Origin of the sequence: Bradyrhizobium sp. HKCCYLRH2047, assembly GCF_051168175.1 — a bacterium.
GTDB lineage: Bacteria > Pseudomonadota > Alphaproteobacteria > Rhizobiales > Xanthobacteraceae > Bradyrhizobium.
Genome location: NZ_JBNPUM010000002.1, coordinates 477,583 through 503,498, shown reverse-complemented (window position 1 = coordinate 503,498; position 25,916 = coordinate 477,583). Strand labels below are relative to the sequence as shown.

The window sequence follows — 25,916 nt, the reverse complement described above, 5'->3', positions numbered from 1 at the left end:
CCGCCCCTGCCCAAACTGCCCGTCGTGCCAATCTGTCGCATTCCGTCGGGCAAATCCGGCCTTGTGTCGTCGGGCAAATCAGATCGATGCTCTTCGCCGTCTCCTGCTCGCTGAAGGGGCGTTTCGCGATCGTCACGGACCGTGGAGCGGGAGATGCGGTGGCCGCCTGGGGTCGCAGTGCGCGTTTCGCGTGCGGACGAACGAACCCCGAGCGGACGGTCAAGCCGTGTGGTCCCGACACCCCGACGCTGGTGTCTTGGTCGGCGACATCCCGATGACGGGGGCAAGCAAGCCCGGTCCCCTGGGAGAGCACGGAGCAGCCGTTCAAACCATCGCGCAGGGAAGGCCGGTTGTTCGGCCAATCCTGTGGTGACTGCCGCCTGCTTTTCTTTCTGCAGGCGGGCCATGGGTGCGGCCTGCACCCGGCCTTCCCTGCGCCCTTCTTCTGGAGGGTGCCGAGATGAAGCAAAGCTCGGACGCAACTGTGCGCCGCGAGGCCGAGGAGCCGCGCGTACAGGTCAGAGATGAAGGGTTGAGCGCCGGGAAATGGCGCTCCCTAGGGGAATCGAACCCCTGTTTCAGCCTTGAGAGGGCCGCGTCCTAACCGCTAGACGAAGGGAGCGTGAGGTGAACCGCATAGCCTTGAACGCGCCGCGCCGCAAGACGGCGGATGCAGAATTTGTGGGGGTGCGGTGTCCGTGCCCCAAGGGTCTTTCCCCGTGTGGGCCCCCTCCCCTAGCCCCTCCCCACAAGGGGAGGGGAACGGACTGCCCCGGGTGGCGAGGATCGCTCATTCGACCATCATGGGATGAAAGCAGCCGGCCGCGAGGGCTGTGGGCTCCCTCTCCCGCTTGCGGGGGAGGGTTGGGGTGGGGGCGCCGCGGGCGCTGGTGCCAATGGAGAGAGTTCCCCCCACTCGCATCGCACCGAAGATGCGATGCAAGCTCTCAGAGCGAGCTTCGCTCGTCTCGCCCCGCAGGCGGGGGAGGCGCTGACTGCCCGTGTCGTCGGAGGTGGGGCCAAAAGAGAGAGGGGCCGAAACGGGCGGGCGAAACCGCCGGGCCCTTACGGCTCCACCGCGAAGCGGAGGCGGCCGGTGGGTTTGAGGGTCTTGGCGTCGAAGGTGCGGATCTCGGTGGTGCCGCCGACATCCAGGGTGACCGCCAGGCGGTCGCCGGCGGTGCCGGTGGCGACGATGCGGGCGCCCTTGGGGAGCATGGCGGTGAGGTCCGGGCCCGAAGCTGTGCTTCCCTCGCCGCGGAAAAGGCGGTAGCCGATGGCGACCAGAAGCACGGCGATCGCGATCGAGGTGGTCACGCCCGCGATCATCATCATGCGCCGCAGCCGTGCCATCAGCTGGGCCTGCTCCGGCGAGGACGGCTCGGGCGCAACGGTAGAGTTCATGGACATCTCGACTTCACAATCCCACGGTCTGATGACGGTCACGGTCGCCGGCGACGAAGGCTCGCCGCGGCTCGATCGCGTGCTCGCGGCCAAGCTGCCGGAGCTGTCGCGGTCGCGGCTGAAGGCGCTGATCCTGGCCGGACAGGTGTCGCTCCGCGCGCAGGCGGTGCGGGACCCCGCTTATCACGTCACAGCCGGCGACACGATCACAATCGACGTTCCGGAGGCTGTCCCGGCCGAGCCCGCGGCCGAGGCGATCCCGCTGAAAATCATCTACGAGGACGACGACATCGTCGTCATCGACAAGCCGGCCGGCCTGGTCGTGCATCCCGCCGCCGGGCACGAGACCGGCACCCTGGTCAACGCGCTGATCGCGCATTGCGGCGCCAGTCTTTCAGGGATCGGCGGCGTCAAGCGGCCGGGCATCGTGCACCGGCTGGACAAGGACACCACCGGCCTGATGGTGGTCGCCAAGAACGACCACGCCCACGCCTCGCTGAGCGCGCAGTTCGCCGATCACGGCCGCACCGGCGCGATGGAGCGCGGCTACCTCGCCTTCGCCTGGGGCGTGCCGCACCGGCCGCATGGCACCATCAACGCGGCCATCGACCGCCATCCGCATGCCCGCGACAAGATGGCGGTGCGCGCAAAAGGGCGCGAGGCCATCACCCATTACGAGGTGCAGGAGGGCTTTACCGGCCGCGACGGCAAGCCGGTGGCGTCGCTGATCGCCTGCCATCTCGAGACCGGGCGCACCCACCAGATCCGGGTGCATCTCGCCCATCTCGGGCACCCGCTGATGGGCGATTCCGTCTATGGCCCGCATTTCAAGACCAAGGCCAACCAGCTCGCGCCGGGCGCGCGGGCGGCGCTCGAGGCGCTCGGACGGCAGGCGCTGCACGCCTATCTGCTGGTGATCGAGCACCCCCGGACCGGAGAAATAATGCGCTGGGAATCGGAGCTTCCGGAGGATCTTTCTCTTTTGGGGCGCGCCTTGCGAGCGGCGCTATGACGCAGGACCTTCAGAAAAACGCAAGCATGTCAAAAACTTAATGGAGCCACACGGGGTCGTGACCCCCGGAATCCTTCCACCGGGGGGCGAAAATGGTGTATGTTGCGCCTGCGTCGAATGGTCGACGCATGGAACGTCGCAAACCGGCCGGCTTTAACCAAGCGACCGCTTTGCCTGGCCCGCCGCTATCGGGGGCCTGAACCAACTGGAGGGCGCTCGATGGCCCGTACAGCTACTCTGCCGGTTCTCAACGGAGAATCGGGACTTTCACGCTACCTCGCCGAGATCCGCAAGTTCCCGATGCTGGAACCGCAGGAGGAGTACATGCTCGCCAAGCGTTGGCGCGAGCATGACGACAGCGACGCAGCGCATAAACTCGTGACCAGCCACCTCAGGCTCGTGGCCAAGATCGCCATGGGCTATCGCGGCTACGGCCTGCCGATATCCGAAGTCGTTTCGGAAGGCAATGTCGGCCTGATGCAGGCGGTGAAAAGGTTCGAGCCCGAGAAGGGCTTTCGCCTCGCCACCTACGCCATGTGGTGGATCAAGGCGTCGATACAAGAGTACATTCTGAGATCGTGGTCGCTCGTGAAGATGGGCACGACCGCGAACCAGAAGAAGCTGTTCTTCAACCTGCGCAAGGCCAAGAGCCGGATCAACGCGCTGGATGAAGGCGATCTGCACCCGGATCAGGTCAAGCTGATCGCGAAGCGCCTCGGCGTGACCGATCAGGACGTGGTCGACATGAACCGCCGCCTCGGCGGCGACGCCTCGCTGAACGCGCCGATCCGCGACGACGGCGAAGCGGGCGAATGGCAGGACTGGCTGGTCGATAACTCGCCCAACCAGGAAGCCATCATGGCCGAGCACGAGGAGTACGACCACCGGCGGCAGGCGCTGAACGGCGCGATCGGCGTGCTCAACGCGCGGGAGCGCCGCATCTTCGAGGCGCGGCGCCTGGCCGACGAGCCGATGACGCTCGAGGACCTCGCTGCCGAGTTCGGCGTGTCGCGCGAGCGCGTCCGCCAGATCGAGGTGCGCGCGTTCGAGAAGGTGCAGTCCGCCGTCAAGGGCGCCATCGCCAAGCAGGAGGCGGCGGCGCTGGAGGCCGCGCACTAGGTGCACGGCTTGCTTGAAGGTGGTCTTTGGATGCGATCGGAGCCGGCGGAGACGCCGGCTTCTTTGTTAGGTGCGATCAGTCCGGCGCGGCGCGGGCGAGCCCGGCGAGCGCACAGCCCTCGCAGTAGCGGGCGTCCTTGTAGTCGATCCAGTTGTGCGCATAGATCCGCTCCCGCGGGATGTTGTAGCGCAGCCGGAGCAGCTTCGAGAGGATGCGCCACGCGGCGATCTGGGCCTCGGTGGGAGGCGTGGTGACGTCGGGATAGTTGCCGGCGAACTCCACGCCGATGGAATTGTCGCGCACGACCTTGCGATAGGTCGGGCCGTTGTCGATATAGCGGTTGTCGTTGCGGTTGGCGCCGTCGCCATGCAGCGTCACCAGGGTTTCCGGCACCGCCCAGTACACGGTGCCCTCGGTTTCCACCCAGATGGTGACGCCACGCCGTTTCGGGTTCTTGGCCTGCGCCAGCGCCCCCGCCCGCGCCGACCCGGCCGGCCCCTCGGTCTGGTGCACGATGATGTTGGTCCAGGGATGGGCGAGGTGCGGATCGCCCCACGGCGCCAGCCAGACGATTCTGAGCCCCGGGATCTCCGGCGTGCCGGATGATCGGGCCAGCGCGGCGAGGTCCTCGGCCGAGGCGGGCGGAGGGAGAAGATTGAGAAGCAGCGCGAGCGCCGCGCGGAGGGAGAACAGGACCGGCCTCATGGCCGGCCATGATAGCACCGCCTACCCGGCGGCGGCATCCTGGCGGCGGGGCGTTGCCACCAGCGGCTCGATCTGGTCCGGCGCCAGCGCCGGCGTCTCGTGGTCGGGCGTGACGACGGCATAGCGGTTCTTGCCGTCCTTCTTGGCGACGTACAGCGCCTGGTCCGCCCGCGCCATCAGCCGGTCGGGGAATGCGCCGACATCCTCGCTCCATTCGGCGACGCCGATCGAGACCTCGATCGGCACCTCGGCGCCGGCACAGGCCTCCGCATCGTCGCGGCAGACCTGCAGGATGCGCCGCGCGATCATCGCGCCCTCGCGCAGCGAGGACGCCGGCAGCACGATGCAGAATTCGTCGCCGCCGGTACGCGCCAGCATGTCGCCGGGGCGCAGCCGGGTCTGGGCCATCAGCGTGAAGTGCTGCAGGCAGGCATCGCCGGCGGCATGGCCATGGGTGTCGTTGATGATCTTGAAGCCGTCGAGGTCGATCACCAACAGCGCGAACGGCCGTCGCGAGCGCTCGGCGCGCGCGCACTCCTCGCTCAGGCGCTGCATCAGGTGACGGCGGTTGGCGACGCCGGTGAGATCGTCGAGCAGCGCGAGATCGGCGACCTCGTTGCGCAGCCGGTCCACCGCCATCAGCAGGAAGCCGAAATTGAGCGACATCGACAGGAAGATCAGCAGCAGCACCGCGGCGGCCTGGCCGCTGGTGGAGTGGCTGAAATTGAAATCGGCGCCGATGAACGCCCCGATCGACCGCGCAGCAAACACCGCGATGATCAGAACGGACAGCAGGCCGGCCAGCCGCGCTCCCGGATTGATGGGCCCGCGCCTCGCATCCAGCACCAGTCGCGCGATGATCGCCATGGGGACCGCCTGCCCGATCGAGTAGCACAGGATCCTCAGCGGGCCGTGGTCGTATGCGTATTGGAAAAATGCGATCGACGCGCAGGTCATCGCGACGACGGTCAGGCTCAGCCGCCACGACGCCCTGTAGCCGTAGAAGCGCTCCACGCCCATCGCCGCGAGGCAGATCGCGAAGGTCATCAGCGAGCCGCCGGCCAGCAGCGGAACGAACGAGCCAAAATAGAACCGCGTCAGCGCGAATGTCGCCGCCGGCGCGCACATGAACGCAGATGCCGTCCAGTACCGTGCCGAATCCAGATTGGGATAGCTGCGCATCACGTAGGCCCAGATCAGGCCCAACGCGAGGAAATTGACCACGAAGGCGGTCCACAGCGTCGGAACGTTCAGCATCCCGACAGCAGGACGCCGCAGGCCCTGTCCTCGATGTTCAATAACGCCACGCTCATGAGCTACCCTGTTGTTCGGGGCAACATGGGCGCGGCGCAGTTAACGGTTCCTCAAGGGCGCAACCAAGATTGCGCCTTGGTTTTGAATCAATGAAGACACTTTTTACAATCCGCTAACCTTGTCAGGACCCGAGCGCCAGCGGCGCAACTGGCCGGCCAATGCATCGAGCTGTGGATAAGCGCAACGGCGCTGGTGACGGCGTGAGGCAGAGCTTCGCGAATCTGCTGGGATCGACACCCGAGGCTGATGCATGGCTGGCGTGCGCCAGCGAAGCCTCGAAGTCGCGTTGCAATCCATCAAACTCCTGACGAGGATTCCATGGCGAAGAAGGCGAAGAAGGCCGCAAAGGCCACCAAGAAAGCTGCGAAGAAGACCAAGAAGGCTGCCAAGAAGAAGTAGTTGCACTTCCCGGGTGGGAGCGCGGCTTCCACCCGGCTCTCAGTTGGCTCGACCGCTAGCCGATTCTACTACGTCTCCACCGGTCGGCGTTTGCCACGCATCACCCTTTGAGCAACGCTGGCGGCGCGAGACCTTGCCTCATCCGATATCGGGCGTGCGCTCGAGCGTCACCTCGGCCTCGCGCAGCACGTCCAGCGGCGCCCACGGCTTGTTCCAGAACTTCGTGCCGCCCGGCAGCGGCTGCGACAACGGGCGGCCAGACGTGACGACCACATTGATGTGGGGGTGACGCGCCTTGGCGACATGGGCAAGCTCGACCCCGTTCATGCGGCCCGCCAGATTGACGTCGGTCATCAGCAGCACGATGCGATGCCCCGGCTTGTTCAGGACGAGTTCGGCGGCCTCCGCGCTCTCACACGCGATCACGTCGTACTCGCTCTCTTCGAGCAGCAGCGTGATCATCTCGCGCTGCGCCAGATCGTCTTCCACGATCAGTGCGGTGGCGCGAAAAGGTTGCGACTGTCCCATGCAGGTCCTCCACGAATGTGTGCTCGTAAAGTAATGTGAGTTAAAAGCTGAACCGCCGGATGGTTCGGTTCCAATCAGAAAAAGTGGCAGAAAACCCAGCTGCAATTCAACCAGGCACGTGGAACCGGTCCATCAGGGGAGTGAAGCGACAATGACGATCATTCGAGGCGCAGCTGCCGCCGTGACAGGCGCAGCCAGCGGTATTGGCCGTGCGCTGGCGCAGGAGCTGGCGGCGCGCGGCTGCGATCTCGCACTTGCCGATCGCGATGAGGCGGGCCTCGCAAGCCTCGCCGCCGAGCTCACCGCAAGCGGCCGCAAGGTGACCACGCACCGGCTGGACGTCAGCGATGTGGCTGCGGTCACGCAGTTCGCCGAGGACGCGACCCGCGCGCATCCCGGCCTCAACATCGTCGTCAACAATGCCGGCGTGGCCCTGTTCGGCAGCTTCGCCGAGATCGATCAGGCGGAGATGGACTGGCTGTTCAACATCAATTTCTGGGGCGTCGTGCACGGCACGCGCGCGTTCCTGCCGCATCTTTCGCGCCGGCGCGAAGCGCATGTCGTCAACCTGTCCTCGATCTTCGGCATCATCGCTCCGCCCGGCCAATCGGCCTACGCCGCGGCAAAGTTCGCGGTAAGGGGATTTTCCGAGAGCCTGCGTCACGAGCTCACAGCCGCCGGCAGTCCCGTGCGGCTGTCGGTCGTGCATCCCGGCGGGATCGCCACGGCGATTGCGCGTAACGCCCGCGCCGGCCAGGGCATGACCGACAATGCGCGCCGCGTGCAGGCCATCGAGCGGTTCGAGCGGCTTGCCAGGACCAGCCCGCGCGACGCCGCGTTGCGGATCATCGAGGGCATCGAGCGCAATGAGCCCCGCATCCTGATCGGCGGCGATGCGCGCTTCATGGATGTCCTGCAGCGGTTCATGCCGGGCACCTATTGGCGCGTGATGGCGAAGCGGCTCGAGAAGGCGGCCGCGAAGCAGGCGTGAGCCACGGGACAGGATGCCCCGCCCCAGCTCGCGCCCGTGGCGGATACGCCGGAGCGATCGGCGTGTCGGCGAGCTCGATACGTCAGCCGCCCAACGAGCGGTCAGGCCGCTCTGATATGGGCCAGGAACTGGTTGACCTCGCTGCGCAGCCGGGTCGACTGCTGCGCGAGTTCGCCGGCCGCCGACAGCACCTCGTTGGCGGCATGGCCGGTCTGCACGACGCCGGACGTGACGCCCGCGATGTTGCGCGTGACGTCCTGGGTCTTGCCGGCAACGACGTTCACACTGCCGGCGATCTCGCGGGTCGCCGCGTCCTGCTGCGCGATCGATGAGGCGATGATGGTCGAGATCTCATCGACCTCCTGGATCGTGGCGCAAATCATGCCGATGCTGTGGACGGCAGCGGCGGTTTCGGCCTGAACCGCGGCGATCTGAGCCCCGATCTCTTCCGTTGCCTTGGCCGTTTGGGTCGCCAGCGTCTTCACCTCGCTGGCGACGACGGCGAATCCCCTGCCCGACTCGCCGGCGCGCGCGGCCTCGATCGTCGCATTCAGCGCCAGCAGATTGGTCTGGCTGGCGATCTGGGTGATGAGCGCGACGACCTCGCCGATCTTGCCGGCCGCGAGGTTGAGCCGCTGCACTTTGTCGTTGGATTGCTGCCCTTCGTCCGCCGCCTTGCGAACCACGGACGACGCACGCTCGAGCGTCTTGCTGATCTCGTTCATCGAGGATGACAGCTCTTCGGCCGCCGAGGCAACGGTGTTGACATTGTCCGATGCGGAGCCGCACGCCTGCGATACCGTCAGGGCCTGCTGTTTCGACTGATCGATCGTCACCGACATCGAACGGGCGGTCGCCTCCATTTCGATGGCCGCAGCCGACACTGCGTCGACGACGCCGCGGACGCTGGCCTCGAAGCCATCGGCCACCTCCATCAGCATGCGGCGCCGGTCCTCCTCGGCACGAGCCTGGGCCTTCTCCTGCTCCGCCTGCAGATCCCTCATCCGGACGGCGTTGTCCCTGAAAATCGAAACGGCGCCTGCCATCTGTCCGACCTCGTCCTTGCGCCAGTCGGCCGGGACGCGAACGTCCAGGTTGCCGTCGGCGAGCTCGCGCATCGCGCTCGTCATCTGGACGATCGGGCGGGAGATGCTGCGCGCGATGAACAGCCCGGCGAGCGCGATCAGCACGAGGCCGGCCAGCGTCATCCCGATTGCCAACGCCCCGGCGCGATTGCGAGCCTGGATGAACTCGCTGTTGTCCATGACGATCTCGACGGCACCGATCGGCTTGCCGGAGAAATCCTTGATCGGGCCCAGCAACGCGACGACCGGAACACCTTTGAGCTGTCCTTGGCGCGACAGGAAGCCGCCGGCCGACGCCTCCCGATAGTCGCCGCTTGCGAAGAAGGAGGTCTCCCCGATCGTCGTCGCGAACAGCTTGAAGCCGGTGTCGCCAGCCAGGCGGAACGCGACGTCGACACTGCGGCTGCGCTTGAACTCGTCGAAGAAGTTTTGGCCAAAGGTCAGGCCGAACTCGACTGAGCCCAGATGTTTGCCGGCGGAAACGATCGGTACGACGCCGCGGAGGCCGAGGCCGGCAACGCCGCCCTCCAGCCCGACGATCGGCTTGCGGTCGGTGTTGGCGGCCACCACCGTCTTGCGGAATCCCGACAGATCGTCGCCGAACTTGGCCGGCTGGTGCACCCGCAGGAAGGACATCGCCGGCGGCGTGTGAAACTGAAACTGGTCGACACCGTAATCGGCCTTCAGGCTGGCCATGCCCGCACCGAACAGCCGCATCAAGGCGTCGCGGTCGTTCTGCGCCATGGCGTCCTGGACCGCGGGGATCTTGGCGACCACCGCGCTCATCGCTTCCGCGCGGGTCGACTCCAGCTGCAGGCGCGAATTGAAGGCGTCATATTGGGCGTGGAGCTCGCGCTCATTGGCGCGGTCGATGATGCCGCCGATGATCCACATGGCGACCAGCAGCACGAAGAGGGCCGTCGCTGCCGCACCGATCACCAGAGAAAGGGTGATCCGGGTTCTCAAGCCAACAAACTTCAACATGCGATCCTCGAACGTCGACTGGTGTCCGAGTATTGCAGCGCTGCAACTAATTATTCCTGAACGAGTCAGCCATTGTAGCGGGACTAACAGCAAACTCTCGCGACGGGGCGGCGCGACGTTGCTAGCGAAACTCCCGTCCCCCGACTTGTTATTAACCTGCCGCAATCCCCGTTGATTGCAGACATGCCGACATTCAACTTCGCATATCTTCGATCTCAGGCCATGACATCGCTGAATGTCGGGCTGGTCGGGACAGTACGAGCCTACGCGACAGGGCCGCCCCGCGCCCGCCAGCCGCTCATGCCGCCGGCATAGTGGCGGATATCTTGCCGCCCGGCCGACAGCGCCCGCCGCAGGGCGGTGGCCGAGCGGCCGCCGGCCTGACAGATCAGAACCACCGGCTTGTCGTGCACGAGGTTGCCCGGGTCGAAACGCGACAGCGGGTGATTGACGGCGCCCGGGATGTGGCCGCCCTTGAACTCATGCGGCTCGCGCACGTCGACGATGACGCAGCTTCGCTGCTGATGCGCCCGCACCAGCTCATCATGCTCGATCGCCGGCACGCTGGTCGACCCCGTCAACCTGCTGAACAGTCCTGATAGCATGGGAGGAACCTCTCACTGTTTGACGTAGGGGCACTCGGGCGACTCAGCCTAGCCCTGCGTCCGCTTCGCCTTGGCCTCGGACGCTTCGACCCAGAAGAAGAACGCACCTGCGCCGATCGCGAGCGCGGCGAACCAGACGCCATCCGGCACGCCGGTGATGTCGGGCAGCCGCACCTTGCCGAGCGCCCAAACATTCAGGACGTGGGCCTTCACCCAGTCGAAGCTCAGCGCGTAGAGGATCGCGCCGACGATCATGCCGAAAGCGCCGACTGCGGCATGCACGCTGCCGCTGGCGATGGCGCCGAGCGCGGTGCCCGGGCAGTAGCCGTAGACCACCATGCCGATGCCGAAAAGCGCCGCGCCGAGCGCGACCGCGAGCATGTTGGCGTCCTTGACGTAGTATTTGGTGTTGCCGGTGTCGACCAGCAGCAGCACGCCGATGCCGCCGACGACGATCGCGGTGCCCATCACCTTCAAGACGGTGAAGTCGCGCAGCCGGAACTGATTCTCGATCACGTTGCAGCTCGTGACCTTGCCCTGCTGTAACAGATAGCCGAACACGGCGCCCATCAACAGCGGGCCGGCGATGCTCATCAGCGACGTCATGGCCCTTCTCCTACGCTTTGCGGAACATGAGGCGCGACACGAAAAGGCCGGTCGCGAACATCACGGCGAGGAACAGCCAGCTCGACAGCGCCAGTTGCAGACCGCCTGAAATGCCGTGTCCGCTGGTGCAGCCGCCGGCCAGACGCGCGCCATACATGATGACGATGCCGCCGAGAAACGCAGCGACGAAGCGCTTGAACACCGACGGACCAAAGCGCTCCCTCCAGACCTCCGGCACCAGCTCGAGGCGCCACGTGCCGGAGATGACCGCCGACAGGAATGCGCCGAGCGGAATGCCGACCAGAAACCAGACGCCATAGTCCCATTTCAGCGGCATCGACTTCCAATAGCTGTTGGCGGCGACGGCGTCGGATCCGATCACCGGCGCGGCGAACAGCGCCGCGATGCGCGAGAACGCCGTCGTCACGCCGAGCGGGTCGCCGAACCCGGCAAAGGCCACCCAGCTGAGGATGCCGATGCCGGCGCCGACCAGATAAGGCGACCAGTCGATCCCCCGGGACGTGCCCAGATCCTTGACCATGACGTCGTTCATCATTGCCACGACGGGTCCTCCTGCTGACGCGGCCCAGCGCCGCGACCGACGTACGCCACTATATGCATATATTCGAATTTATGCAATTATAATTCAGCGGGTGCCGATAGGTGACGATGCCGATAGGTGAAGAGGCGGGGCTCTGCGGCAGCGTGACGGTGAGGAAACAGCGGCACTGACGACTTCGGGAACGGCAGCCCCGCGCAAGCCGCGGCGGAGCTTGATCCGCCGCGGCCCCACGCGCTCTATTCATGTCGGCGCGGGCCTCGCAAGCCCATCGTCACCACGCGACTCGGTCGCGCAGCTTGCCGCGGCCGCAGGGAGAAGTCATCGAGATTGGGCTCGCAGGCCAACGCAGAAGCGATGGCCGGCGAGGGGTGGCCGGGGCCTGCGCACCTGTCCAGCACCCCCGACGCGGCCCGGCGAATGGCGGCGAGATCGGATCTCTGCGGCTCTCGGTCGCTGCGAGCTCCTAGGCGGCTCTCACGCCGGCGATGAACTTCTTCACTTCGATGCTCAGTCTGGCACTGTCGTCGGCCAGCGATTTCGCGGCGGACAGCACCTGGGACGCGGCGGTTCCGGTATCGACGGCGCCGCGCTGCACATCCGCAACGTTGGCCGAGACCTGCTGCGTTCCCGCCGCCGCGTGCTGGACGTTGCGCGAGATCTCCTGCGTCGCGGCGCCCTGCTGCTCCACGGCCGATGCGATCGTCGACGAAATCTCCTGCAATTTCTCGATGGTGATGCTGATGTCGCGGATGGCACCGACCGATTGCTGGGTGGCGGATTGGATGCCGGATATCTGCTGGCCGATCTCGCCCGTGGCCTTCGCCGTCTGCTCGGCCAGCGCCTTGACCTCGGATGCGACCACCGCAAATCCGCGGCCGGCCTCGCCGGCGCGTGCGGCCTCGATCGTTGCATTCAGCGCGAGCAGATTGGTCTGTCCGGCAATCGTATTGATCAGCTCGACGACGTCGCCGATGCGGGCAGCGGACTTCGAAAGCTCGCTGACCTGTTCATTGGTCTTGCGGGCCTGTGCCACCGCCTCATTGGCCATCCGGGCGGAATCCTGGACTTGCCTGCTGATCTCGTTGACGGACGCGGAGAGCTCCTCGGTCGCAGATGCCACCGACTGCACATTGGTGCAGGCTTCCTCGGAAGCCGCGGTGACGGACGTGGCGAGGTTCTGGGCTCGGCTCGCCGTGTTGCTGAGCCCGCCGGCGTGACCCTCCAGAGTGCTCGATGCCGTGGACACGGTGTCGACGATCTCGCCGACCACGGCCTCGAAGCGGCCAGTGATCTCGTCGAGCCGCCGGCTGCGTTCCAGTTTCACCTCCGCCTCTTTCGAAGCGATGTCGTCGGCCTGCTTCTTCGCAATCAGGGCGGTCTTGAAGACCTCCAGGGCGTCGGCCATCATGCCTACTTCGGTCTTCTGGCCGCGATAGGGGATCTCCATCGCCAGGTTGCCCTCACCGAGCGCCTGCATCGGCCTGATGATGGAGGCGATGCACCGGGAAATGTCGCGAACGAACCAGCTTCCGATGCCGATGCCGGCGAGAACGGCAAGGACGATGACCGTCGACATCAATTCAAATGCCTCCGCATAGCCATCCGCGGCGATCTTGGTTTCGGCGTCGGCGCCACGATTGTTGAGGTCAATCAGCTTCCGAAGAAATTCGTCCGACTGATTGGCGACGCTCCGGACCGTCTTGTTGAACAGATCGCTCGCCTGCTTGGTCGTATTGCCTTTCCCTGCGCGCAGCACCTCGAGCACACCATCGGCAGCCTTGACGTATTGCTCCCAGCCCCGAGACCAGCTCTCGAACAGGCTGCGCTCCTCGGCCGACGAGATCATCGCCTCATAGGAGCGGCGCGCCGTCGCGATGACGACGAGCGTTGCCTTCATGTTGCGGTCGAGATTGTCCTTCTCCTCAGTCGTATCAGCCGTCATGTAAGCCCGGAGCTGCGCCCGATTGAGGTTGATCGCCGAACGCAACTCGCCGAGCACGCGCACGCTTGGCAGCCAGTTCTTGGCGATCATTTCGGTATGCGTATTGATTGTCTGCATGCCGCGGACGGCCAGCAATCCGACGATGGACATCGCCACCAGCAGCAGCGCAATGACGGCCGCCATCTTTGCTCGAATGGAGAGTTGCGACATCTCGCGTGCCTTTCGTCGTCCCGGCGATTCCTATCGGTCCGCCGCATGATTGCGCCGTCCCCCGCGCGACGGTAACACCCGACCTTCGCAAATTGGTTAACATGCGGGATCTCCAGAATGGGATCTACCAACGTGATGTTCGGGCGTGATGGTCCGAATGCCGTGTTCGGCGCGCATCTCCTGTAGCCAACCGCGGACTACGCGATCTGCGCGCCGGCGTGACGACGCAAAGACGCGTGTCTTCAGGTTCGATCCGATCTGATCAGACAGTATTTTTCGTCAGAGGCTGGAAGTGCGCCGACACGCCAGGCATCGACGAGCCTGTGACCGGAGATTCATGAATGCTGCTCTTTGACGCTGCATTTGCAATGCCGCTCGGCAGAGGCAGGCTCGCTTCCGCAGGATGCCTCAAGAAGGCATGGCGGAGGGCGACTGAACCGGGCTCTGCGCCGGCTTGGTGGCGAACAGCCAGCGGTCGACGACAAAATCGGTGACGGCCGCACCCAACCACATGCCACCGAGCACGATCCACGCTGTGAGCGCGAACACCGATGCCCCGGTCACGCCGGCGCCAACGGCGCAGCCGCCCGCCAGCATCGCGCCGAATCCCATCAGGACGGCGCCGATCATGTAACGGCGCATGCCGCGCCCATCCGAGAAGCCTTCGAGATTGAGTTCGCGCGCCAGCGCGGCCGCAACGAACGAGCCGATGAACACGCCCGGAATGATGCCGAGATCGAAGCCCGGCTTCAGTTGCGGGCTGGCGAGCACCTGCATCAGCAGCTCCGCCGAAGGACCGCTGAATGTCAGGCTCTTCAGCGGCACCGGCGAGAACGAGGCCTGGCCGAGCTGATAGGTGAGGAGCCAGCCCCCGGCGACCGCCGCGCCCGCGGCCACCGCCGAGCGCAGGATCTTCGGGCCAACCTGAAACTTCGACACGGCGGCGAGCCCGGCCAGGAACCACAGCATGCCGAAGCCGAGCTTCTCGGGCGTACCGCCGCCGAACAGGCTCATGATGTCGCGCGACGGTCCGCCGTCGACGAGCCAAAGATTGGTGAGCCACTCGCGTGCCGGCGCGAGCAGGCCGCGATAGGCGGACTGCGCCGTCACCGCGAAGATGAGGCCGGACAGCAGCGCCCGCAGATTGCCGTTGGCCGAGAGCACCAGCAGACGGCTGGCACAGCCTCTCGCCAGGATCATGCCGCAGCCGAACAGCGTGCCGCCGATCATCGCGCCGGAAATGCTGCCCTGCTGCGCCAGCTGGCGCGCTTCGGAGACGTCGAGCAGGCCCATTGCCACCAGCGCCTGGGTGCCCAGCAGCGCCGAGGCGAAGGTGAGGAGCCACACCGCCAGCCGCGGACCGCCCTGCCCGCGCGCGAACTCGATCGTGGCCGCCCGGAGGCAGAAGCGGCTGCGCTGGGCGAAGAAGCCGAACGCGCCGCCGGCCGCGAGCCCGCACAGCAGCGACACCAGCTCCTCACCCAGAAGGTCGATCAATGCGGTGAGCACAGGCGCTCCCGTCGTTCAGGCCGGCCGCTCAACCTGCCGGGCGGCATCGGCAAGGACGCATGTGCCCGTCACGGGCGCAGGTAGGCGTATCCACTCTGCTGCAGCTCGGTGAGGCGCACGACGCCGCCCTTCTCCGCCACCGCAAAGCCCGGCAAGAGATCGTCGAGCTTCACGCCCTGCGCCTTCATGGTGTTCGCACAGGCCTCGAAGCCGACGCCGGCCTTCATGAGGCGCTCGGCCAGAGCCGAGATGGTCTGGTCGGCCGAAATCGCATGAAAGGCCCGCAAGCCCGGACCGTGGATCACCAGGCGAATGTCTGCGCGTCCAGGTCCTCCGGTGCCATCGACGTGGTTCTGGAGGTTGCCGAGAACGAACAGGGCGCGGTCCTGATCGGCGAGATGATAGGCGACGCGCTGGCGCGGAGATTCCGTCGCCGCGCGTGCGCTGCTGACACCGAAGATTCCAAACAGGCTGGCAAGACCAGCTTGCATCAAAGATCGACGTTCCATGGTGGCTCCTAGCGCGCGGCTGCAATGAATCCTGCGATGCGATCAGCGGCATCCTCGGCGGCGAGATCGCGAAAGAAGTGATCTGCGTCGTCAATCGTCTCCAGTCGGACACGGCTGCCGGCGCGTGAGGCCAGCGGCGCGAACGACGCTGCCACGTCCGGCACCGTCTTGTCTTGCGCTGCCGCAAGCACCAGAACCGGCAGGCTCACATCGGCGATCAGCGCCGCCGTATCCTGGCGCCGGTCGGCGCGATAGAATGCTGCGAATGCGCGCGCCGTCACCTTGGCATCGCGGCAATAGATGAAGCCCGGCACCGACATCCAATCACCGCCGCGCCCGGCGGCGATCGCAGCCTCGGCCTTGTCGAGCAGCGGCGCCAATCGCTGGCCGTAGCTCTCCGCATAGGCGTCTCTCAAGCCGGTCTCGATGCTCGCCGTCGCCGGCGCCAGGAGGATCGCACCGTCGACCGCGGCCTTGGGATTGGCGGCTAGATAGCGCGCGACCTGATTGGCGCCGCGCGAATGTCCGAGGACGAAGACGTGCGACGACGTCTTGCGCGCTTCGCTCAGCCAGGCGGTGATCTCCACGACCGCATCGTCCGTCACATAGTCATGGGGTTTGGCACAATCGTACATGCCGGTGCGGCGATCGAGACCGAGCACGAGATTGTGCGCGAGCGAGGCGATGCCCCGCTCGGCCAACGCCTTGGACAGGCCCTGGATGGTCTCCATGTCCTTGTGCGCGAGCGTGCCGTGCGTCATCAGCACCAGCGGCACATCCGGTCCAGACTGCGCCGGCAGTCGGAGCGTGCCGAGCGCCGTACGCCCGCCGATCGTGAGCTCGCGCGGCTCCTCGGCCGCGAATGCGACCGACGCAATGAACGAGACGACAAGAGCGAGCCACCACCGCATCGCAAATTCCTCAGGGACGCACGATCGTCCAGTTCTTCTCGGACAGCTCCAGCAGGGTCGCGACCCCGGTCTTGACGACCGTGACACCATCGAGCAGAGGCGGCCGCCGTCCCTCCTTGCTCGCGAGCGTCTCCAAGGTATTGCCGCAGGCGATGAAGCTCACATTGGGCATCGACTTGGCGAAGCCGAGCACCCGCTCCTTCACCGGCGAGCGGTCGGCCAGCAGCATGTCGAGGCCGCCATTGAACGCGACGATCACGATCTCGACCTCCGCGCCCTCGCCCGAATAGTGGCGGGAGACATTCGCGGCGACGTCGAGCACCGCGCGCATCTTGGCCGGATCCTCGTCGCTGATCTGCAACGCGAGCCTATGTGGCTCGGCTGCAGCGGCGATGGATGCAACCCCGCTTCCGGCCAGGGCGACGGATGCGGCCGCCAACAGCATCTCGCGGCGGCTGCATCCGGCAATCCTCACTCGACGCCTCGCGGCTTGCCGTCCTTTTCTTCCGGCGTGACGTCGACCGCCGTCGCGCGTCCGGTGATCTTGACCGGCGCGATGCAGTTCTTCATGCAGGGATCCTTCTGCCAGAACGCCTTCTCGCTCGTGGCCCGGTCATCCATGATGAACCCGCCCTCGTTCGGCATCTTGATCGTGGCGAGATTGCTGTTGCTCAGCTCGAAGTTCTGATCGGTGATCACGTCGTTCAGATAGAGCACATAGGCGACCAGCGCATAGTACTCGTCGACCTTCAGCGACTGCGGGCTGCCGAACGGCATCGCGTGGCGGACGTAGTCGAACAGCGTCGAGGCATAGGGCCAGTAGGAGCCGACCGTCTTGACCGGATTGTCTGATGTCAGCGATCCCTTGCCGCCGGCAAGCACCGGCCAGCGGCCGGCGCCCTCGCCGAATTCGCCATGGCAACTGGCGCAATTGTCCATGAACAGCTTCTCGCCCTGGGCGACGGTGCCCTTGCCGACGGGCAGCCCCTGTCCGTCCGGACGCACGTCGATGTCCCAGCCGCGGATCTCCTCGGCGCTCGGCGCGCGGCCGATGTTGAAGCGCTGCGGCGCCTTTACATCAATCTTGGCCTCTGTCTTCTCGCTCGGACCGCCGGCGAATGCCACCGAGCCCGCAAGGGTTGCGAGCGCTGCGGCGGCAATGATGAGCTTAGGCGACCTCGACATTCTCGACCTCACCGTTTGCCTGCACGTGCCAGGTCTGGATGCCATTGTTGTGATAGATGGAATTGTAGCCGCGCACCTTGCGCAGTTCGGCCTTGGACGGCTGGACGTAGCCGGTCTCATCCTGGACCCGCGACTGCAAGAGCAGCGGCTCGCCGTTCCAGTCGAACTCGTAGTAGAAGCGCGTCAGCGCCTTGTCGAGCACCGGGCCGTCGATCCGCGCCGGCCACCAGTTGCGGCCGCCATCGAGCGAGACGTCGACGCGCTTGACCTTGCCGTTGCCCGACCACGCCAGGCCCGACACGATCGTAAAGCCCTTGCCATGCTTGATCGGCGCCTGCGGGCTCGGGCTCGTGATCACCGACTTCGCATCCATCGCCCAGGTGAAGCGTCGCGCCTTGCCGTTCGGCAAAAGATCCGTGTACTTCGAGGTCTCCTCGCGGGTGTGCCAGGGCTGGTCGCCGACCTTGATGCGGCGCAGCCATTTGACCCAGAGATTGCCCTGCCATCCGGGTACGACCAGGCGCATCGGATAGCCCTGCTCGGGATACAGCGCCTCGCCGTTCATCTTGTAGGCGATGATGCAGTCGTCGAGCGCCTTCTCGATCGGCAGGCTGCGATCCATCGACGCGGAGTCGGCGCCCTCCACCAGCAGCCATTTGCCGTTGGTCTTGACGCCGGCCTCTTCGAGCAGGGTGCGCAGCGAGACGCCGGTATATTGCACGCAGTGGATCATGCCATGCGTGAACTGGCAGCCATTGAGCTGGGCGCCGCGCCACTCCATGCCGGAGTTGGCAGCGCATTCCATGAAGTGGATGCGGTTGACGCGCGGATAGCGCTTGAGCTCGTCGAGCGACAGCAGCAGCGGCCGCTCGACCAGGCCGTGGATCATCAGCCGGTGATCGGCCGGATCCACGTCGGCCACGCCGCCGTGATGGCGTTCGAAGCACAGTCCGTTCGGCGTGATGATGCCTTCCAGCTCGTGCAGCGGCGTGAAGCTGACCGAGGATTCGCGCGAAGCCGTCAGCCATTCGACGTCGCGGCGGACGACGTCCTTCTCGAACTTCGACGGCTTGCCGTAGGGCCGGACGGCGACGCCCTCGCCGAGGGTGCGCGTCCATTCCGGCACGTTCGGCGGCTGGTTGGCGGGATTGCCGGCGCCGGCTCGCGCCTGCGAGGCCAGCGCGGTGGCGGCGAGACCGCCGGCCGCAGTCAGGAAACCACGACGCGAGGCGCGTGAGGCTGAGGGAAGTGATTTGTCCTTGGACATCGTCGTCACACTCCGGAGACTTTGACGGCCCGGTTGGGCTCGAGACGAACGGTTTTCTGGCGCTGCAGATAGCTCGACACGACCTCCCAGATCGGCGGCCCCTGCGTGCCTTCGTTGACGCTGGCCCAGCCCGCGACCTGATACTCGCGCGCCGGATCGATCGCGGCGCCGGTCTTGATCAGGCGCATGTCGGAGATGCGCTGTCCCTGCGGCTTGTTGACGTCGATGGCATAGGACATGCCGCCGATGCGGACCATGTCGCCGCCCTGCTGGTAGTAGGGATCGACGTTGAACAGGTTGTCGGCGACGTCCTCGATGATCTCCTTCAGCCGCGTGCCGGTCATGCCCATGCGATAGACGGCCGGATAGGTGATCGCGGTGGCGTTGGTGACGTCCTCGAAGGTGATGTCCTGGCCCGGCATCACGCTTGTGCCCCAGCGGAAGCCCGGCGACAGCGCGATCTCGGCATCGCGTTCCTGCAGCAGCGCCTGGCAGATGAGGTCGTCGAACGTGCCGTTGAAATTGCCGCGGCGATACAGCAGCGTCTCGGTCCGTCCCAGCGGGCGGGCAAGATCGGCGGCAAACGGCTTGCGCACCTCGGCGATCTTCGCCGCCATCGCCGGGTCCGGCGTGATCACGTCGGAGAACAGCGGGATCAGCTTGTAACGATAGCCCTTCACCTCGCCGTCCTTGACGTCGAGATCGAGCCGCGAGACGAACTTGCCGGACGACCCCGACGCGATCAGCAGCGTCTTGCCGACCTTGACCGCTTCAGGCAATGCATCATGGGTGTGACCCGTGAGAATGACGTCGAGACCCTTGACGCGGCTGGCCAGCTTGCGGTCGACGTCGAAGCCGTTGTGTGACAGCAGCACCACGAGGCCGGCGCCGTCCTTGCGCGCCTTGTCGACCTGGGTCTGAACATCCTCCTCGCGCACGCCGAACGACCAGTTCGGAATCATCCAGCGGGGATTGGCGACCGGCGTGTACGGGAAGGCCTGGCCGAGCACCGCGATCTTGACGCCGCCGCGCTCGATCATCGTCGAGGCTTCGAACGCCGGCTCGTTCCATTCGGTGTCGCGGATGTTGAGGCCGAGGAAGGGGAAGCCCAAACCATCGACCGCCTGCTTGACGCGCTCGGTGCCGTAGGTGAACTCCCAATGCCCGGTCATCGCATCCGGCTTCAGCAGCGCCATGCAGTCGATCATGTCCTGGCCGCGGGTCTTCAGCGACGTCCAGGATCCCTGCCAGGTATCGCCGCCGTCGAGCAGCACGACCTTGTCGCCGCGCTCGGCGCGGATGGCCTTGATGACGGTGGCGGCGCGGTCGAGCCCGCCGATCCGCCCGTACGTCTTGGCGAGCGCCTCGAAATCCTCCGAGGTCAGCGCATAGGCCGACGACGAGCCCGGCGCGATGCCGAAGCGGGTGAGGAAATCCTTGCCGGTGACATGCGGCGGCTGGCCCTTGGCGTCACCGACGCCGAGATTGGTCGACGGCTCGCGGAAATACAGCGGCATCAGCTGGCCGTGGATGTCGGTGACATGCACCAAGGTGACGTTGCCGACCGGATCGAACGCCAGCAGCTCCTTCTCGGTCAGCTTCTGCTGAGCAAAGGCGCGGGTCGCACCCGCAAGACCGGAGCCACCCGTCAAGGCAGCCGCCGCCAATGCGACCTGAACGAATTCGCGACGCGATATCATGATGTGTCTTCCTTGTGGCCGCGGCTAGTTGCGGACCGACGGTGTCTCGACGGGAAGCCCGATGCCGCGCCAGGCGACGTAGATTTCGAGCGCGAGGAACTCGTCCGACAGCGGCTTGTAGGGCACGCCGCGAACGTCGAACATGCAGCCCTCGAACCGTTCGTGCAGCGGGACCAGGCGCTGATCGCGCAGCCGGTAGGTCGGAAAGCCGTTGGTCTGGCCTTGGCTCAGAAAATCGGCGCGCATGAACTTGCCGTTGTTCTTCTCGTGGCAGGAGGCGCAGGCGAGATCGAGCTGGCCGACCCGCGTGTAGTAGATCTCCTTGCCCTTCTCGAACCACGGCGACATCGGGCCGTCGGTCTTCACCGCCACAGGCATGCCGCGCGACTGATAGCGGACGAAGGTCGTCATGTCCGTCAGCTCCTTGGACTTGAACGGCCAGGGCTGCGCCTTCATGTGCTCGGTGCGGCAGATGTTGATCTGCTGCTCAAGATTGACCGGCTTGTTGAGCTTCTCGCTCCATTTGGGCATGGCCGCGCCGACGCCCTTCATGGTCTTTTCCGCCTCGCCGTGGCAGCTCATGCACGACTTGCCTTCGCCGCCGTCGACCGTCTTCCAGACGTCGGCGGCCCGCTCCACCGCGAGGAAGCCGGGATTCTCCAGATCGTCATCCTGGAGCGCGCGCGTTTCCTTGGTGCGGAACTGATAGCCCGAGATGATGGTCTTGAAGACGTGGCCGGGAGGCGCCGGAATGCCCTTCCGTTCGGCCTCCTGGCCGAACGTCGCGACTGCCGACAGGGCCAGCGCGGCCGACGCCAGGACGGCGAGAGAACCGTAGCGAATGGACATCCGTCACTCCTCCTAGCGATCACACGCTGCCGATCAGGCCTTCAACGCGATCTTCTCTTCGGCCGTCACGACGGAGCCATCGTCATCCGTCCATGCGAACTTGAACGTGCCTTCCTCGTCGATCCTTGCGTCGAACTGGATGTACGGGTTGGCGGAGATCGCCGGCTCCAGCGCGCAGGAGAACACCGGCTTGCCGTTGAACTCGCAGGTGAACTTGTTGATGATCTTGCGTGGGATCGGCTTGCCCTGCGCATCCTTGCGCTGACCCGATTCCATCAGATGCGAGACCAGCGTCTTGATCTGGATGATCTCGCCCTTCTTGGCTTCCTTCGGAAGCTTGATGCGCGGCTTGTCTGCCATGTTCGTCTCTCCCTGTCTCAGCCGCCGCAGCCGCCGATGGTGACCTTGACGGTCTTGCGCTCTGTGAAGAGCGAACCGTCACTCATCTTCGCGACCGCGATCACGTTCTGGGTCTGCGCCAGACGGATACGGATCGACGCCTCGGCCTTGCCGGACATCGGCGTGAACATCAGCGTGGCGACGCCGCCGTTCGGATTGCCGTCGGCCACGAACAGCACTTCCTTGACGTAGTTCTCGGCGGTCATCGGGCTTTCGACCGAGAGCGCGAGCGGCACGGTGTTGCCGTTCTCGGCGATCTCAGGCAGATCGAGCGTGATCTTGCCCTTGGCCGCTTCCTTGCCGCCGGTGAACTTCTTGATCATCTCGGCCGCGTCGTTGCTCGGCTCGGCGTTGGCGGCCATCGGCAGCACCGTCAAAGCGACGAAACCGCCGCCGAGAAGGAACGCCTGTCGTCTGTTGATTGCGCCCATGCATCATCCTCCAGAGGCGGTTATTTCAATGTTTCGAGATAGGCGACGACGTCCTCGACCTGCGCGGCGGTGAGGACGGGTTTGCCGACGAACTCAGGCCTGACGCGATTGAGTCCGTCGTTCTTGTAGAAGGCGGGCATCACCGTGTCGGTGAAGATGCGCTTGGGATCGGCGACGATCAGGCGCAGTTGCGCCGTGTTGTAGCGGGTCGCGACGCCGTCGAGCGACGGACCGAACTCGCCGTGAAACTCTTCCGACTTCAGCGACGACACCTGATGGCAGGCGAGGCAATTGCCCAGCGTCCGCGTCAAGAACACCTTCTTGCCGGCATCGGCATTGCCGGGCGCGCCCGTCAGCGATTTCGGAATGGCATAGTCGACGACATCGAGCCTGATCGGCTCGTCACCTCGCGCGGTTGCCGACAGCAACACGCACAGCAAGGCGGCCGGAATCAAACGGCGCATGTTTCCACCCTGACCGACGAGGCGTCCCCTCGCCTTACGATGACACGACGGACTTACGATCCATCATATTCAAGAATTATGATTTGATAATGTGATTGGTGTCAAGCGTATTTCGATGCCGCAGTGCACTCAACCCTTGGTCGAAGCGAGATAGTCGCGGAATGTGCCGCGCTCATAGGCCCTCTCGCGCACGAAGCGGAACATTGCGAGGAAATGCGGCGGCTTGAGATAGCCCGGCGCGCGCGCCACCTCGCGCGCGAGCGGCTCCTTCGCAGAGACGCCCTCGGCCGATGGCGGAAAGAACTGGAACGTCGGCGTGAAGCGGATCGCGTAGCGCTCGGCGAGCTCCTTCTCGGTGAGCTCCTTGCCGTCGAAGTCGATCACCTTGCGCGCGCCGAGCAGGTTGAGCTGCAGCACTTCGAAATTGGCACGGATGTAGTCCGTGATCTCTTGATCGGCAAAGTTCACCAGATGCGTCTCGCGGCAATACGGGCAGCCGCGCAGCTCCCACATGATCGCAAGCCGTTTGCCTTCCGACGCCGCGCTTTCGAGATCCTCGCGCAGGTCCAGGAAGCTGTTGAGAAACCAGGACTGGTGATAGAGCCCGTCGTCGCCCAGCACCGCGTCGGCCTGCGCCGGCGCTGAGGCCAGGCCGACGGCCGCCGCGGCAGGCAGCAGCGCAACCAGATTGCGCCGTGTCATCGTCCGGTTCGTCGTCATCAGCCTGCTCGCGCGCTTTGCCAAGTCACTGGCACCAAGTCCACTTTGCCAAGTCCACGGAATTTCGATACATGATATTCGAATAACAGAATGTGAAAAGGACATTCGATGCTGCGCCGCGTCATCATGCTGTCGCTCGTGCTGTCATGCCTCACGCATGGCGTCCGTGGGCACGCCGAAGGGAACGCGGATGTTGCTGCCTTCATGCACTCGGCGATGGCCAGCCTGCGCACAGCCGCGAGCTATGGCCGCACCGGCAATGTGGGCCTGGCGCAGATCGAGCTCGACGACGCCCGGATCGCCTGGGGCAGGCTCAGCCGGCTCGCCGAGCGCTCCCATGCGCCCTATTCGGCCAGATCCTTTGCAGAGCTGATCGCCACCGGCAACGATCGCCTGAAGCAGGCGGACGAAGCGCTGACCGCAGGTGACGGGGCACGCGCTGCGGCGGCCATTGCCGCGTTGCGCCGGTCGCTTCACGCCCTGAGGCAGGACGCCGGCGTGGTCGAGCTCAGTGATTGCGTGTTCGACCTGTCACCCGTCATGGACGCGTTGCGCAACGCCGCGGCGCGGTTCGCAGCGGGCAAGGCCGAGCCTGGCGAGGTCGTCCAGGCCGGCACAGCGCTGCGCGACCGGCTGCAACGCTGCAACGGCCTCGCCACGCCCGACGTGGCGAGCCAGGCCGAATTCCGCCGCCTGATCGACGGCGCCTCGACGAGTGCCAACGAGATCGGCCGCGCTGCGCGCGAGAGCGACGCCGGCCTGGTGCATCGCTATGAGATCGAACTGCAGTCCTTCGTCAATCTATTGGACTTCCGCTTCGGCTGATCAGCCGATGGTGGCGAGCGACGGAAAGCGCTCGAAGATCCATTCCGACATCCGTGGGATCACGCCGGCGAGAAAGGCAGCGCCGGTCAGGACGAGAAAGCCGCCCATCGTCTTCTCGACCAGGGGGAGATGCGGCTTGATGCCCTTGAGCATGGTCATGAACTGCCCCGTAAAGGCAGCGGCGATCAGGAACGGGATGCCGGTCCCGACCGAGTAGGCGGCGAGCAGCAGCGCGCCCTTCCCCACCGTCGCCTCCGCGCCGGCCATCATCAGCACGGCGGCCAGGACCGGCCCCGCGCACGGCGTCCAGCCGAAGGCGAAGGCCAGTCCCATCACGAACGCACCGAGCAGGCCGGCCGGCTTGCGTCCGACGTCGATCGTCGCGCTCCGGTACAGCAGCGGAATCCGGAGCACCCCGAGGAAGTGCAGCCCCATCATGATGATGACGAGGCCGGCGAGGATGCCGAGCTGGCTGAGATGGCCGGCGATGAACCGTCCGAACACCGAGGCGGTGGCGCCGAGACCGACGAACACCAGCGAAAAACCGCCGACGAAGCACAGCGCCGTCAGCACCGTCCGCCGCCGCTGGGCCATGCTGGTTTCGCCGATCGCGTCGGCCGCCGAGACGCCGGCCATGTAGCACAGGAACGGCGGGACCAGCGGCAGAATGCACGGTGACAGAAACGACAACAGACCCGCGGCCAGCGCGGCGCCCAGCGTGACGTCGAGATCCATCTTTCCTCCCGGTCGGCCAGCGCTGCGTGCCCGGCCTGCCGGGCAGGATTCGGAAATCGCGCACTAGTACATATTCGAATTTAATGATAGATTGACCGACAAGTCCAGAGAGGATCTCGGCATGACCGGCAGAACTGCATCGCGCGGATTCGCAACGCTCGCAGGAGCGGTGGTGACCGGCATTTGCCTCTCGTCGCCGGCTTTCGCCTCCGAGCTCGTGATGTTCGAACGTCCGGGCTGCGGCTGGTGCGCCCGCTTCAACGCGGAAATCGGTCCGATCTACGACAAGACCGACGAGGGGCGCGCGCTGCCGCTGCGACGGGTCGACCTTGCCAAGCCGCTGCCGACGGACCTGTCCGGTATCGATCCGGGAGCGTTCACCCCGACCTTCGTGGTGGTCGATCAGGGCCGCGAGATCGGACGCATCCGCGGCTATCCCGGCGACGCGTTTTTCTTTGGGATGCTGGGTCGTATAATGAATGCTACAAGCGGGGCGCCGGCCCGCTCCTGACGCCAACCGAGGGATCCCGAATTCATGCCGCTGCCGAACTTGAAGGACATCGAAACCTCTGCCGAGCTCGAGCAGATGATCGAGAAGGCGCGGGAAGCCAGCGAGATGCTGAAGGCGCTGTCCCACGAGTCCCGGCTTTTGCTGCTCTGTATCCTCGCCGAAGGCGAAAAATCCGTCACCGAGCTCGAGCAGTTCCTGGGCGAGCGGCAGTCGACCGTCTCGCAGCAGCTCGCCCGTCTCAGGCTCGACCGGCTGGTCACGACGCGGCGCGACGGCAAGACGATCTACTACAGCCTTGCGAGCGAAGATGTCCGCAAGATCCTGACGGCGATCTACGACGTCTATTGCGAGCCGGTCCGCAAGCGCCGCCGCTGACAGGTTCGCCCTCGCGGTCTCGGGCTTCGCATCGGCGCGCCCTGTAGCGGCGCAAGAGG

General features: G+C 65.6%; 28 protein-coding genes and 1 tRNA gene. 6 read left to right on the top strand and 23 right to left on the bottom strand.

Features of this window, described 5'->3' with window-relative positions; all coding sequences use genetic code 11:
• Positions 1 to 547 precede the first annotated feature (547 nt).
• Both ACQR1D_RS05865 and ACQR1D_RS05860 read right to left on the bottom strand, forming a co-directional pair.
• Positions 548 to 622: transfer RNA gene (locus tag ACQR1D_RS05865), tRNA-Glu, on the bottom strand.
• A gap of 443 nt (positions 623 to 1,065) precedes the next feature.
• The gene (locus ACQR1D_RS05860; RefSeq protein WP_316183578.1) at positions 1,066 to 1,404 is read right to left on the bottom strand and encodes a hypothetical protein; all 339 of its coding nucleotides are present in this window, start codon (positions 1,402 to 1,404) and stop codon (positions 1,066 to 1,068) included.
• A 31-nt stretch (positions 1,405 to 1,435) separates the two neighbouring features.
• Between ACQR1D_RS05860 and ACQR1D_RS05855 the strand changes: the two genes are divergently transcribed.
• Positions 1,436 to 2,416, top strand: coding sequence for an RluA family pseudouridine synthase (locus ACQR1D_RS05855; RefSeq protein WP_434893805.1), 981 nt, complete (start codon positions 1,436 to 1,438; stop codon positions 2,414 to 2,416).
• Between the two features lie 219 nt (positions 2,417 to 2,635).
• Positions 2,636 to 3,535: an RNA polymerase sigma factor RpoH gene (gene rpoH / locus ACQR1D_RS05850; protein WP_315805519.1), complete on the top strand. Its 900-nt coding sequence runs from the start codon at positions 2,636 to 2,638 to the stop codon at positions 3,533 to 3,535.
• Positions 3,536 to 3,611: 76 nt separating this feature from the next.
• Here rpoH and ACQR1D_RS05845 read toward each other — a convergent pair whose 3' ends face one another.
• The 3 genes from ACQR1D_RS05845 to ACQR1D_RS05835 all read right to left on the bottom strand — a co-directional run bounded on the left by ACQR1D_RS05845 (position 3,612) and on the right by ACQR1D_RS05835 (position 6,482).
• Positions 3,612 to 4,241: a peptidoglycan recognition protein family protein gene (locus ACQR1D_RS05845; protein WP_434893766.1), complete on the bottom strand. Its 630-nt coding sequence runs from the start codon at positions 4,239 to 4,241 to the stop codon at positions 3,612 to 3,614.
• A 21-nt stretch (positions 4,242 to 4,262) separates the two neighbouring features.
• Positions 4,263 to 5,498, bottom strand: a complete 1,236-nt coding sequence (locus ACQR1D_RS05840; RefSeq protein ID WP_434893767.1) for a GGDEF domain-containing protein — start codon at positions 5,496 to 5,498, stop codon at positions 4,263 to 4,265.
• A gap of 594 nt (positions 5,499 to 6,092) precedes the next feature.
• A complete protein-coding gene (locus ACQR1D_RS05835) occupies positions 6,093 to 6,482 on the bottom strand; it encodes a response regulator (RefSeq protein WP_434893768.1) in 390 nt (129 codons plus the stop codon).
• A 151-nt stretch (positions 6,483 to 6,633) separates the two neighbouring features.
• Between ACQR1D_RS05835 and ACQR1D_RS05830 the strand changes: the two genes are divergently transcribed.
• Positions 6,634 to 7,473, top strand: a complete 840-nt coding sequence (locus ACQR1D_RS05830; protein WP_434837958.1) for an SDR family NAD(P)-dependent oxidoreductase — start codon at positions 6,634 to 6,636, stop codon at positions 7,471 to 7,473.
• Positions 7,474 to 7,574: 101 nt separating this feature from the next.
• On the opposite strand, the gene ACQR1D_RS05825 is transcribed toward ACQR1D_RS05830, so the two are convergent.
• The 17 genes from ACQR1D_RS05825 to ACQR1D_RS05745 form a co-directional block, all read right to left on the bottom strand.
• On the bottom strand, positions 7,575 to 9,542 hold the full coding sequence (locus tag ACQR1D_RS05825; protein ID WP_434837959.1) for a methyl-accepting chemotaxis protein: 1,968 nt from the start codon (positions 9,540 to 9,542) through the stop codon (positions 7,575 to 7,577).
• A gap of 263 nt (positions 9,543 to 9,805) precedes the next feature.
• Positions 9,806 to 10,147, bottom strand: coding sequence for a rhodanese-like domain-containing protein (locus tag ACQR1D_RS05820; protein ID WP_315805474.1), 342 nt, complete (start codon positions 10,145 to 10,147; stop codon positions 9,806 to 9,808).
• A gap of 48 nt (positions 10,148 to 10,195) precedes the next feature.
• Positions 10,196 to 10,753, bottom strand: a complete 558-nt coding sequence (locus ACQR1D_RS05815) for a YeeE/YedE thiosulfate transporter family protein (RefSeq protein ID WP_315805475.1) — start codon at positions 10,751 to 10,753, stop codon at positions 10,196 to 10,198.
• A 10-nt stretch (positions 10,754 to 10,763) separates the two neighbouring features.
• Positions 10,764 to 11,306: a YeeE/YedE thiosulfate transporter family protein gene (locus ACQR1D_RS05810; protein WP_315805520.1), complete on the bottom strand. Its 543-nt coding sequence runs from the start codon at positions 11,304 to 11,306 to the stop codon at positions 10,764 to 10,766.
• A gap of 472 nt (positions 11,307 to 11,778) precedes the next feature.
• On the bottom strand, positions 11,779 to 13,467 hold the full coding sequence (locus ACQR1D_RS05805) for a methyl-accepting chemotaxis protein (RefSeq protein WP_434893769.1): 1,689 nt from the start codon (positions 13,465 to 13,467) through the stop codon (positions 11,779 to 11,781).
• 408 nt (positions 13,468 to 13,875) lie between these two features.
• On the bottom strand, positions 13,876 to 14,976 hold the full coding sequence (locus ACQR1D_RS05800; protein WP_315805477.1) for a YeeE/YedE family protein: 1,101 nt from the start codon (positions 14,974 to 14,976) through the stop codon (positions 13,876 to 13,878).
• Between the two features lie 68 nt (positions 14,977 to 15,044).
• Positions 15,045 to 15,485 (bottom strand): DsrE family protein, encoded by a 441-nt coding sequence (locus ACQR1D_RS05795; protein ID WP_409997992.1) that lies wholly within the window; start codon positions 15,483 to 15,485, stop codon positions 15,045 to 15,047.
• An 8-nt stretch (positions 15,486 to 15,493) separates the two neighbouring features.
• Complete coding sequence (locus ACQR1D_RS05790) at positions 15,494 to 16,396, bottom strand: alpha/beta hydrolase (RefSeq protein ID WP_434837961.1); 903 nt, start codon at positions 16,394 to 16,396, stop codon at positions 15,494 to 15,496.
• Positions 16,397 to 16,406: 10 nt separating this feature from the next.
• Entirely contained in the window at positions 16,407 to 16,841 is a 435-nt protein-coding gene (locus ACQR1D_RS05785) for a DsrE family protein (protein WP_315805522.1), read from the bottom strand.
• A gap of 26 nt (positions 16,842 to 16,867) precedes the next feature.
• Complete coding sequence (locus ACQR1D_RS05780; RefSeq protein ID WP_434837962.1) at positions 16,868 to 17,626, bottom strand: c-type cytochrome; 759 nt, start codon at positions 17,624 to 17,626, stop codon at positions 16,868 to 16,870.
• Entirely contained in the window at positions 17,565 to 18,848 is a 1,284-nt protein-coding gene (gene soxC / locus ACQR1D_RS05775) for a sulfite dehydrogenase (RefSeq protein WP_434837963.1), read from the bottom strand. Before soxC ends, ACQR1D_RS05780 begins: the two co-directional genes overlap by 62 nt.
• 5 nt (positions 18,849 to 18,853) lie before the next feature.
• Positions 18,854 to 20,548 (bottom strand): thiosulfohydrolase SoxB, encoded by a 1,695-nt coding sequence (gene soxB, locus ACQR1D_RS05770; protein WP_316183586.1) that lies wholly within the window; start codon positions 20,546 to 20,548, stop codon positions 18,854 to 18,856.
• Between the two features lie 24 nt (positions 20,549 to 20,572).
• Positions 20,573 to 21,397: a sulfur oxidation c-type cytochrome SoxA gene (gene soxA / locus ACQR1D_RS05765; RefSeq protein WP_316217968.1), complete on the bottom strand. Its 825-nt coding sequence runs from the start codon at positions 21,395 to 21,397 to the stop codon at positions 20,573 to 20,575.
• 33 nt (positions 21,398 to 21,430) lie between these two features.
• Positions 21,431 to 21,757: a thiosulfate oxidation carrier complex protein SoxZ gene (soxZ, locus tag ACQR1D_RS05760; protein ID WP_315718309.1), complete on the bottom strand. Its 327-nt coding sequence runs from the start codon at positions 21,755 to 21,757 to the stop codon at positions 21,431 to 21,433.
• A gap of 17 nt (positions 21,758 to 21,774) precedes the next feature.
• Positions 21,775 to 22,227, bottom strand: a complete 453-nt coding sequence (soxY, locus tag ACQR1D_RS05755; RefSeq protein WP_315805483.1) for a thiosulfate oxidation carrier protein SoxY — start codon at positions 22,225 to 22,227, stop codon at positions 21,775 to 21,777.
• Positions 22,228 to 22,247: 20 nt separating this feature from the next.
• A complete protein-coding gene (soxX, locus tag ACQR1D_RS05750; protein ID WP_315805484.1) occupies positions 22,248 to 22,691 on the bottom strand; it encodes a sulfur oxidation c-type cytochrome SoxX in 444 nt (147 codons plus the stop codon).
• A gap of 129 nt (positions 22,692 to 22,820) precedes the next feature.
• A complete protein-coding gene (locus tag ACQR1D_RS05745) occupies positions 22,821 to 23,411 on the bottom strand; it encodes a thioredoxin family protein (RefSeq protein ID WP_434837964.1) in 591 nt (196 codons plus the stop codon).
• 108 nt (positions 23,412 to 23,519) lie between these two features.
• Between ACQR1D_RS05745 and ACQR1D_RS05740 the strand changes: the two genes are divergently transcribed.
• Positions 23,520 to 24,236: a hypothetical protein gene (locus ACQR1D_RS05740; protein WP_434837965.1), complete on the top strand. Its 717-nt coding sequence runs from the start codon at positions 23,520 to 23,522 to the stop codon at positions 24,234 to 24,236.
• Here the strand turns inward: ACQR1D_RS05740 and ACQR1D_RS05735 are convergent, their stop codons facing one another.
• Positions 24,237 to 24,971: a cytochrome c biogenesis CcdA family protein gene (locus ACQR1D_RS05735; RefSeq protein WP_316237062.1), complete on the bottom strand. Its 735-nt coding sequence runs from the start codon at positions 24,969 to 24,971 to the stop codon at positions 24,237 to 24,239.
• A gap of 121 nt (positions 24,972 to 25,092) precedes the next feature.
• Between ACQR1D_RS05735 and ACQR1D_RS05730 the strand changes: the two genes are divergently transcribed.
• On the top strand, positions 25,093 to 25,482 hold the full coding sequence (locus ACQR1D_RS05730) for a thioredoxin (protein WP_315805523.1): 390 nt from the start codon (positions 25,093 to 25,095) through the stop codon (positions 25,480 to 25,482).
• Positions 25,483 to 25,506: 24 nt separating this feature from the next.
• Positions 25,507 to 25,857, top strand: coding sequence for an ArsR/SmtB family transcription factor (locus tag ACQR1D_RS05725; protein WP_315805488.1), 351 nt, complete (start codon positions 25,507 to 25,509; stop codon positions 25,855 to 25,857).
• Positions 25,858 to 25,916 lie beyond the last annotated feature (59 nt).

Bases quoted from the DNA above. Each gene is read 5' to 3' on its own strand.
- ACQR1D_RS05860 (WP_316183578.1), bottom strand. From the start codon at position 1,404: ATGAACTCTACCGTTGCGCCCGAGCCGTCCTCGCCGGAGCAGGCCCAG.
- ACQR1D_RS05855 (WP_434893805.1), top strand. From the start codon at position 1,436: ATGACGGTCACGGTCGCCGGCGACGAAGGCTCGCCGCGGCTCGATCGC.
- rpoH (WP_315805519.1), top strand. From the start codon at position 2,636: ATGGCCCGTACAGCTACTCTGCCGGTTCTCAACGGAGAATCGGGACTT.
- ACQR1D_RS05845 (WP_434893766.1), bottom strand. From the start codon at position 4,241: ATGAGGCCGGTCCTGTTCTCCCTCCGCGCGGCGCTCGCGCTGCTTCTC.
- ACQR1D_RS05840 (WP_434893767.1), bottom strand. From the start codon at position 5,498: ATGCTGAACGTTCCGACGCTGTGGACCGCCTTCGTGGTCAATTTCCTC.
- ACQR1D_RS05835 (WP_434893768.1), bottom strand. From the start codon at position 6,482: ATGGGACAGTCGCAACCTTTTCGCGCCACCGCACTGATCGTGGAAGAC.
- ACQR1D_RS05830 (WP_434837958.1), top strand. From the start codon at position 6,634: ATGACGATCATTCGAGGCGCAGCTGCCGCCGTGACAGGCGCAGCCAGC.
- ACQR1D_RS05825 (WP_434837959.1), bottom strand. From the start codon at position 9,542: ATGTTGAAGTTTGTTGGCTTGAGAACCCGGATCACCCTTTCTCTGGTG.
- ACQR1D_RS05820 (WP_315805474.1), bottom strand. From the start codon at position 10,147: ATGCTATCAGGACTGTTCAGCAGGTTGACGGGGTCGACCAGCGTGCCG.
- ACQR1D_RS05815 (WP_315805475.1), bottom strand. From the start codon at position 10,753: ATGACGTCGCTGATGAGCATCGCCGGCCCGCTGTTGATGGGCGCCGTG.
- ACQR1D_RS05810 (WP_315805520.1), bottom strand. From the start codon at position 11,306: ATGAACGACGTCATGGTCAAGGATCTGGGCACGTCCCGGGGGATCGAC.
- ACQR1D_RS05805 (WP_434893769.1), bottom strand. From the start codon at position 13,467: ATGTCGCAACTCTCCATTCGAGCAAAGATGGCGGCCGTCATTGCGCTG.
- ACQR1D_RS05795 (WP_409997992.1), bottom strand. From the start codon at position 15,485: ATGGAACGTCGATCTTTGATGCAAGCTGGTCTTGCCAGCCTGTTTGGA.
- ACQR1D_RS05790 (WP_434837961.1), bottom strand. From the start codon at position 16,396: ATGCGGTGGTGGCTCGCTCTTGTCGTCTCGTTCATTGCGTCGGTCGCA.
- ACQR1D_RS05785 (WP_315805522.1), bottom strand. From the start codon at position 16,841: ATGCTGTTGGCGGCCGCATCCGTCGCCCTGGCCGGAAGCGGGGTTGCA.
- ACQR1D_RS05780 (WP_434837962.1), bottom strand. From the start codon at position 17,626: ATGGCATCCAGACCTGGCACGTGCAGGCAAACGGTGAGGTCGAGAATG.
- soxC (WP_434837963.1), bottom strand. From the start codon at position 18,848: ATGTCCAAGGACAAATCACTTCCCTCAGCCTCACGCGCCTCGCGTCGT.
- soxB (WP_316183586.1), bottom strand. From the start codon at position 20,548: ATGATATCGCGTCGCGAATTCGTTCAGGTCGCATTGGCGGCGGCTGCC.
- soxA (WP_316217968.1), bottom strand. From the start codon at position 21,397: ATGTCCATTCGCTACGGTTCTCTCGCCGTCCTGGCGTCGGCCGCGCTG.
- soxZ (WP_315718309.1), bottom strand. From the start codon at position 21,757: ATGGCAGACAAGCCGCGCATCAAGCTTCCGAAGGAAGCCAAGAAGGGC.
- soxY (WP_315805483.1), bottom strand. From the start codon at position 22,227: ATGGGCGCAATCAACAGACGACAGGCGTTCCTTCTCGGCGGCGGTTTC.
- soxX (WP_315805484.1), bottom strand. From the start codon at position 22,691: ATGCGCCGTTTGATTCCGGCCGCCTTGCTGTGCGTGTTGCTGTCGGCA.
- ACQR1D_RS05745 (WP_434837964.1), bottom strand. From the start codon at position 23,411: ATGACGACGAACCGGACGATGACACGGCGCAATCTGGTTGCGCTGCTG.
- ACQR1D_RS05740 (WP_434837965.1), top strand. From the start codon at position 23,520: ATGCTGCGCCGCGTCATCATGCTGTCGCTCGTGCTGTCATGCCTCACG.
- ACQR1D_RS05735 (WP_316237062.1), bottom strand. From the start codon at position 24,971: ATGGATCTCGACGTCACGCTGGGCGCCGCGCTGGCCGCGGGTCTGTTG.
- ACQR1D_RS05730 (WP_315805523.1), top strand. From the start codon at position 25,093: ATGACCGGCAGAACTGCATCGCGCGGATTCGCAACGCTCGCAGGAGCG.
- ACQR1D_RS05725 (WP_315805488.1), top strand. From the start codon at position 25,507: ATGCCGCTGCCGAACTTGAAGGACATCGAAACCTCTGCCGAGCTCGAG.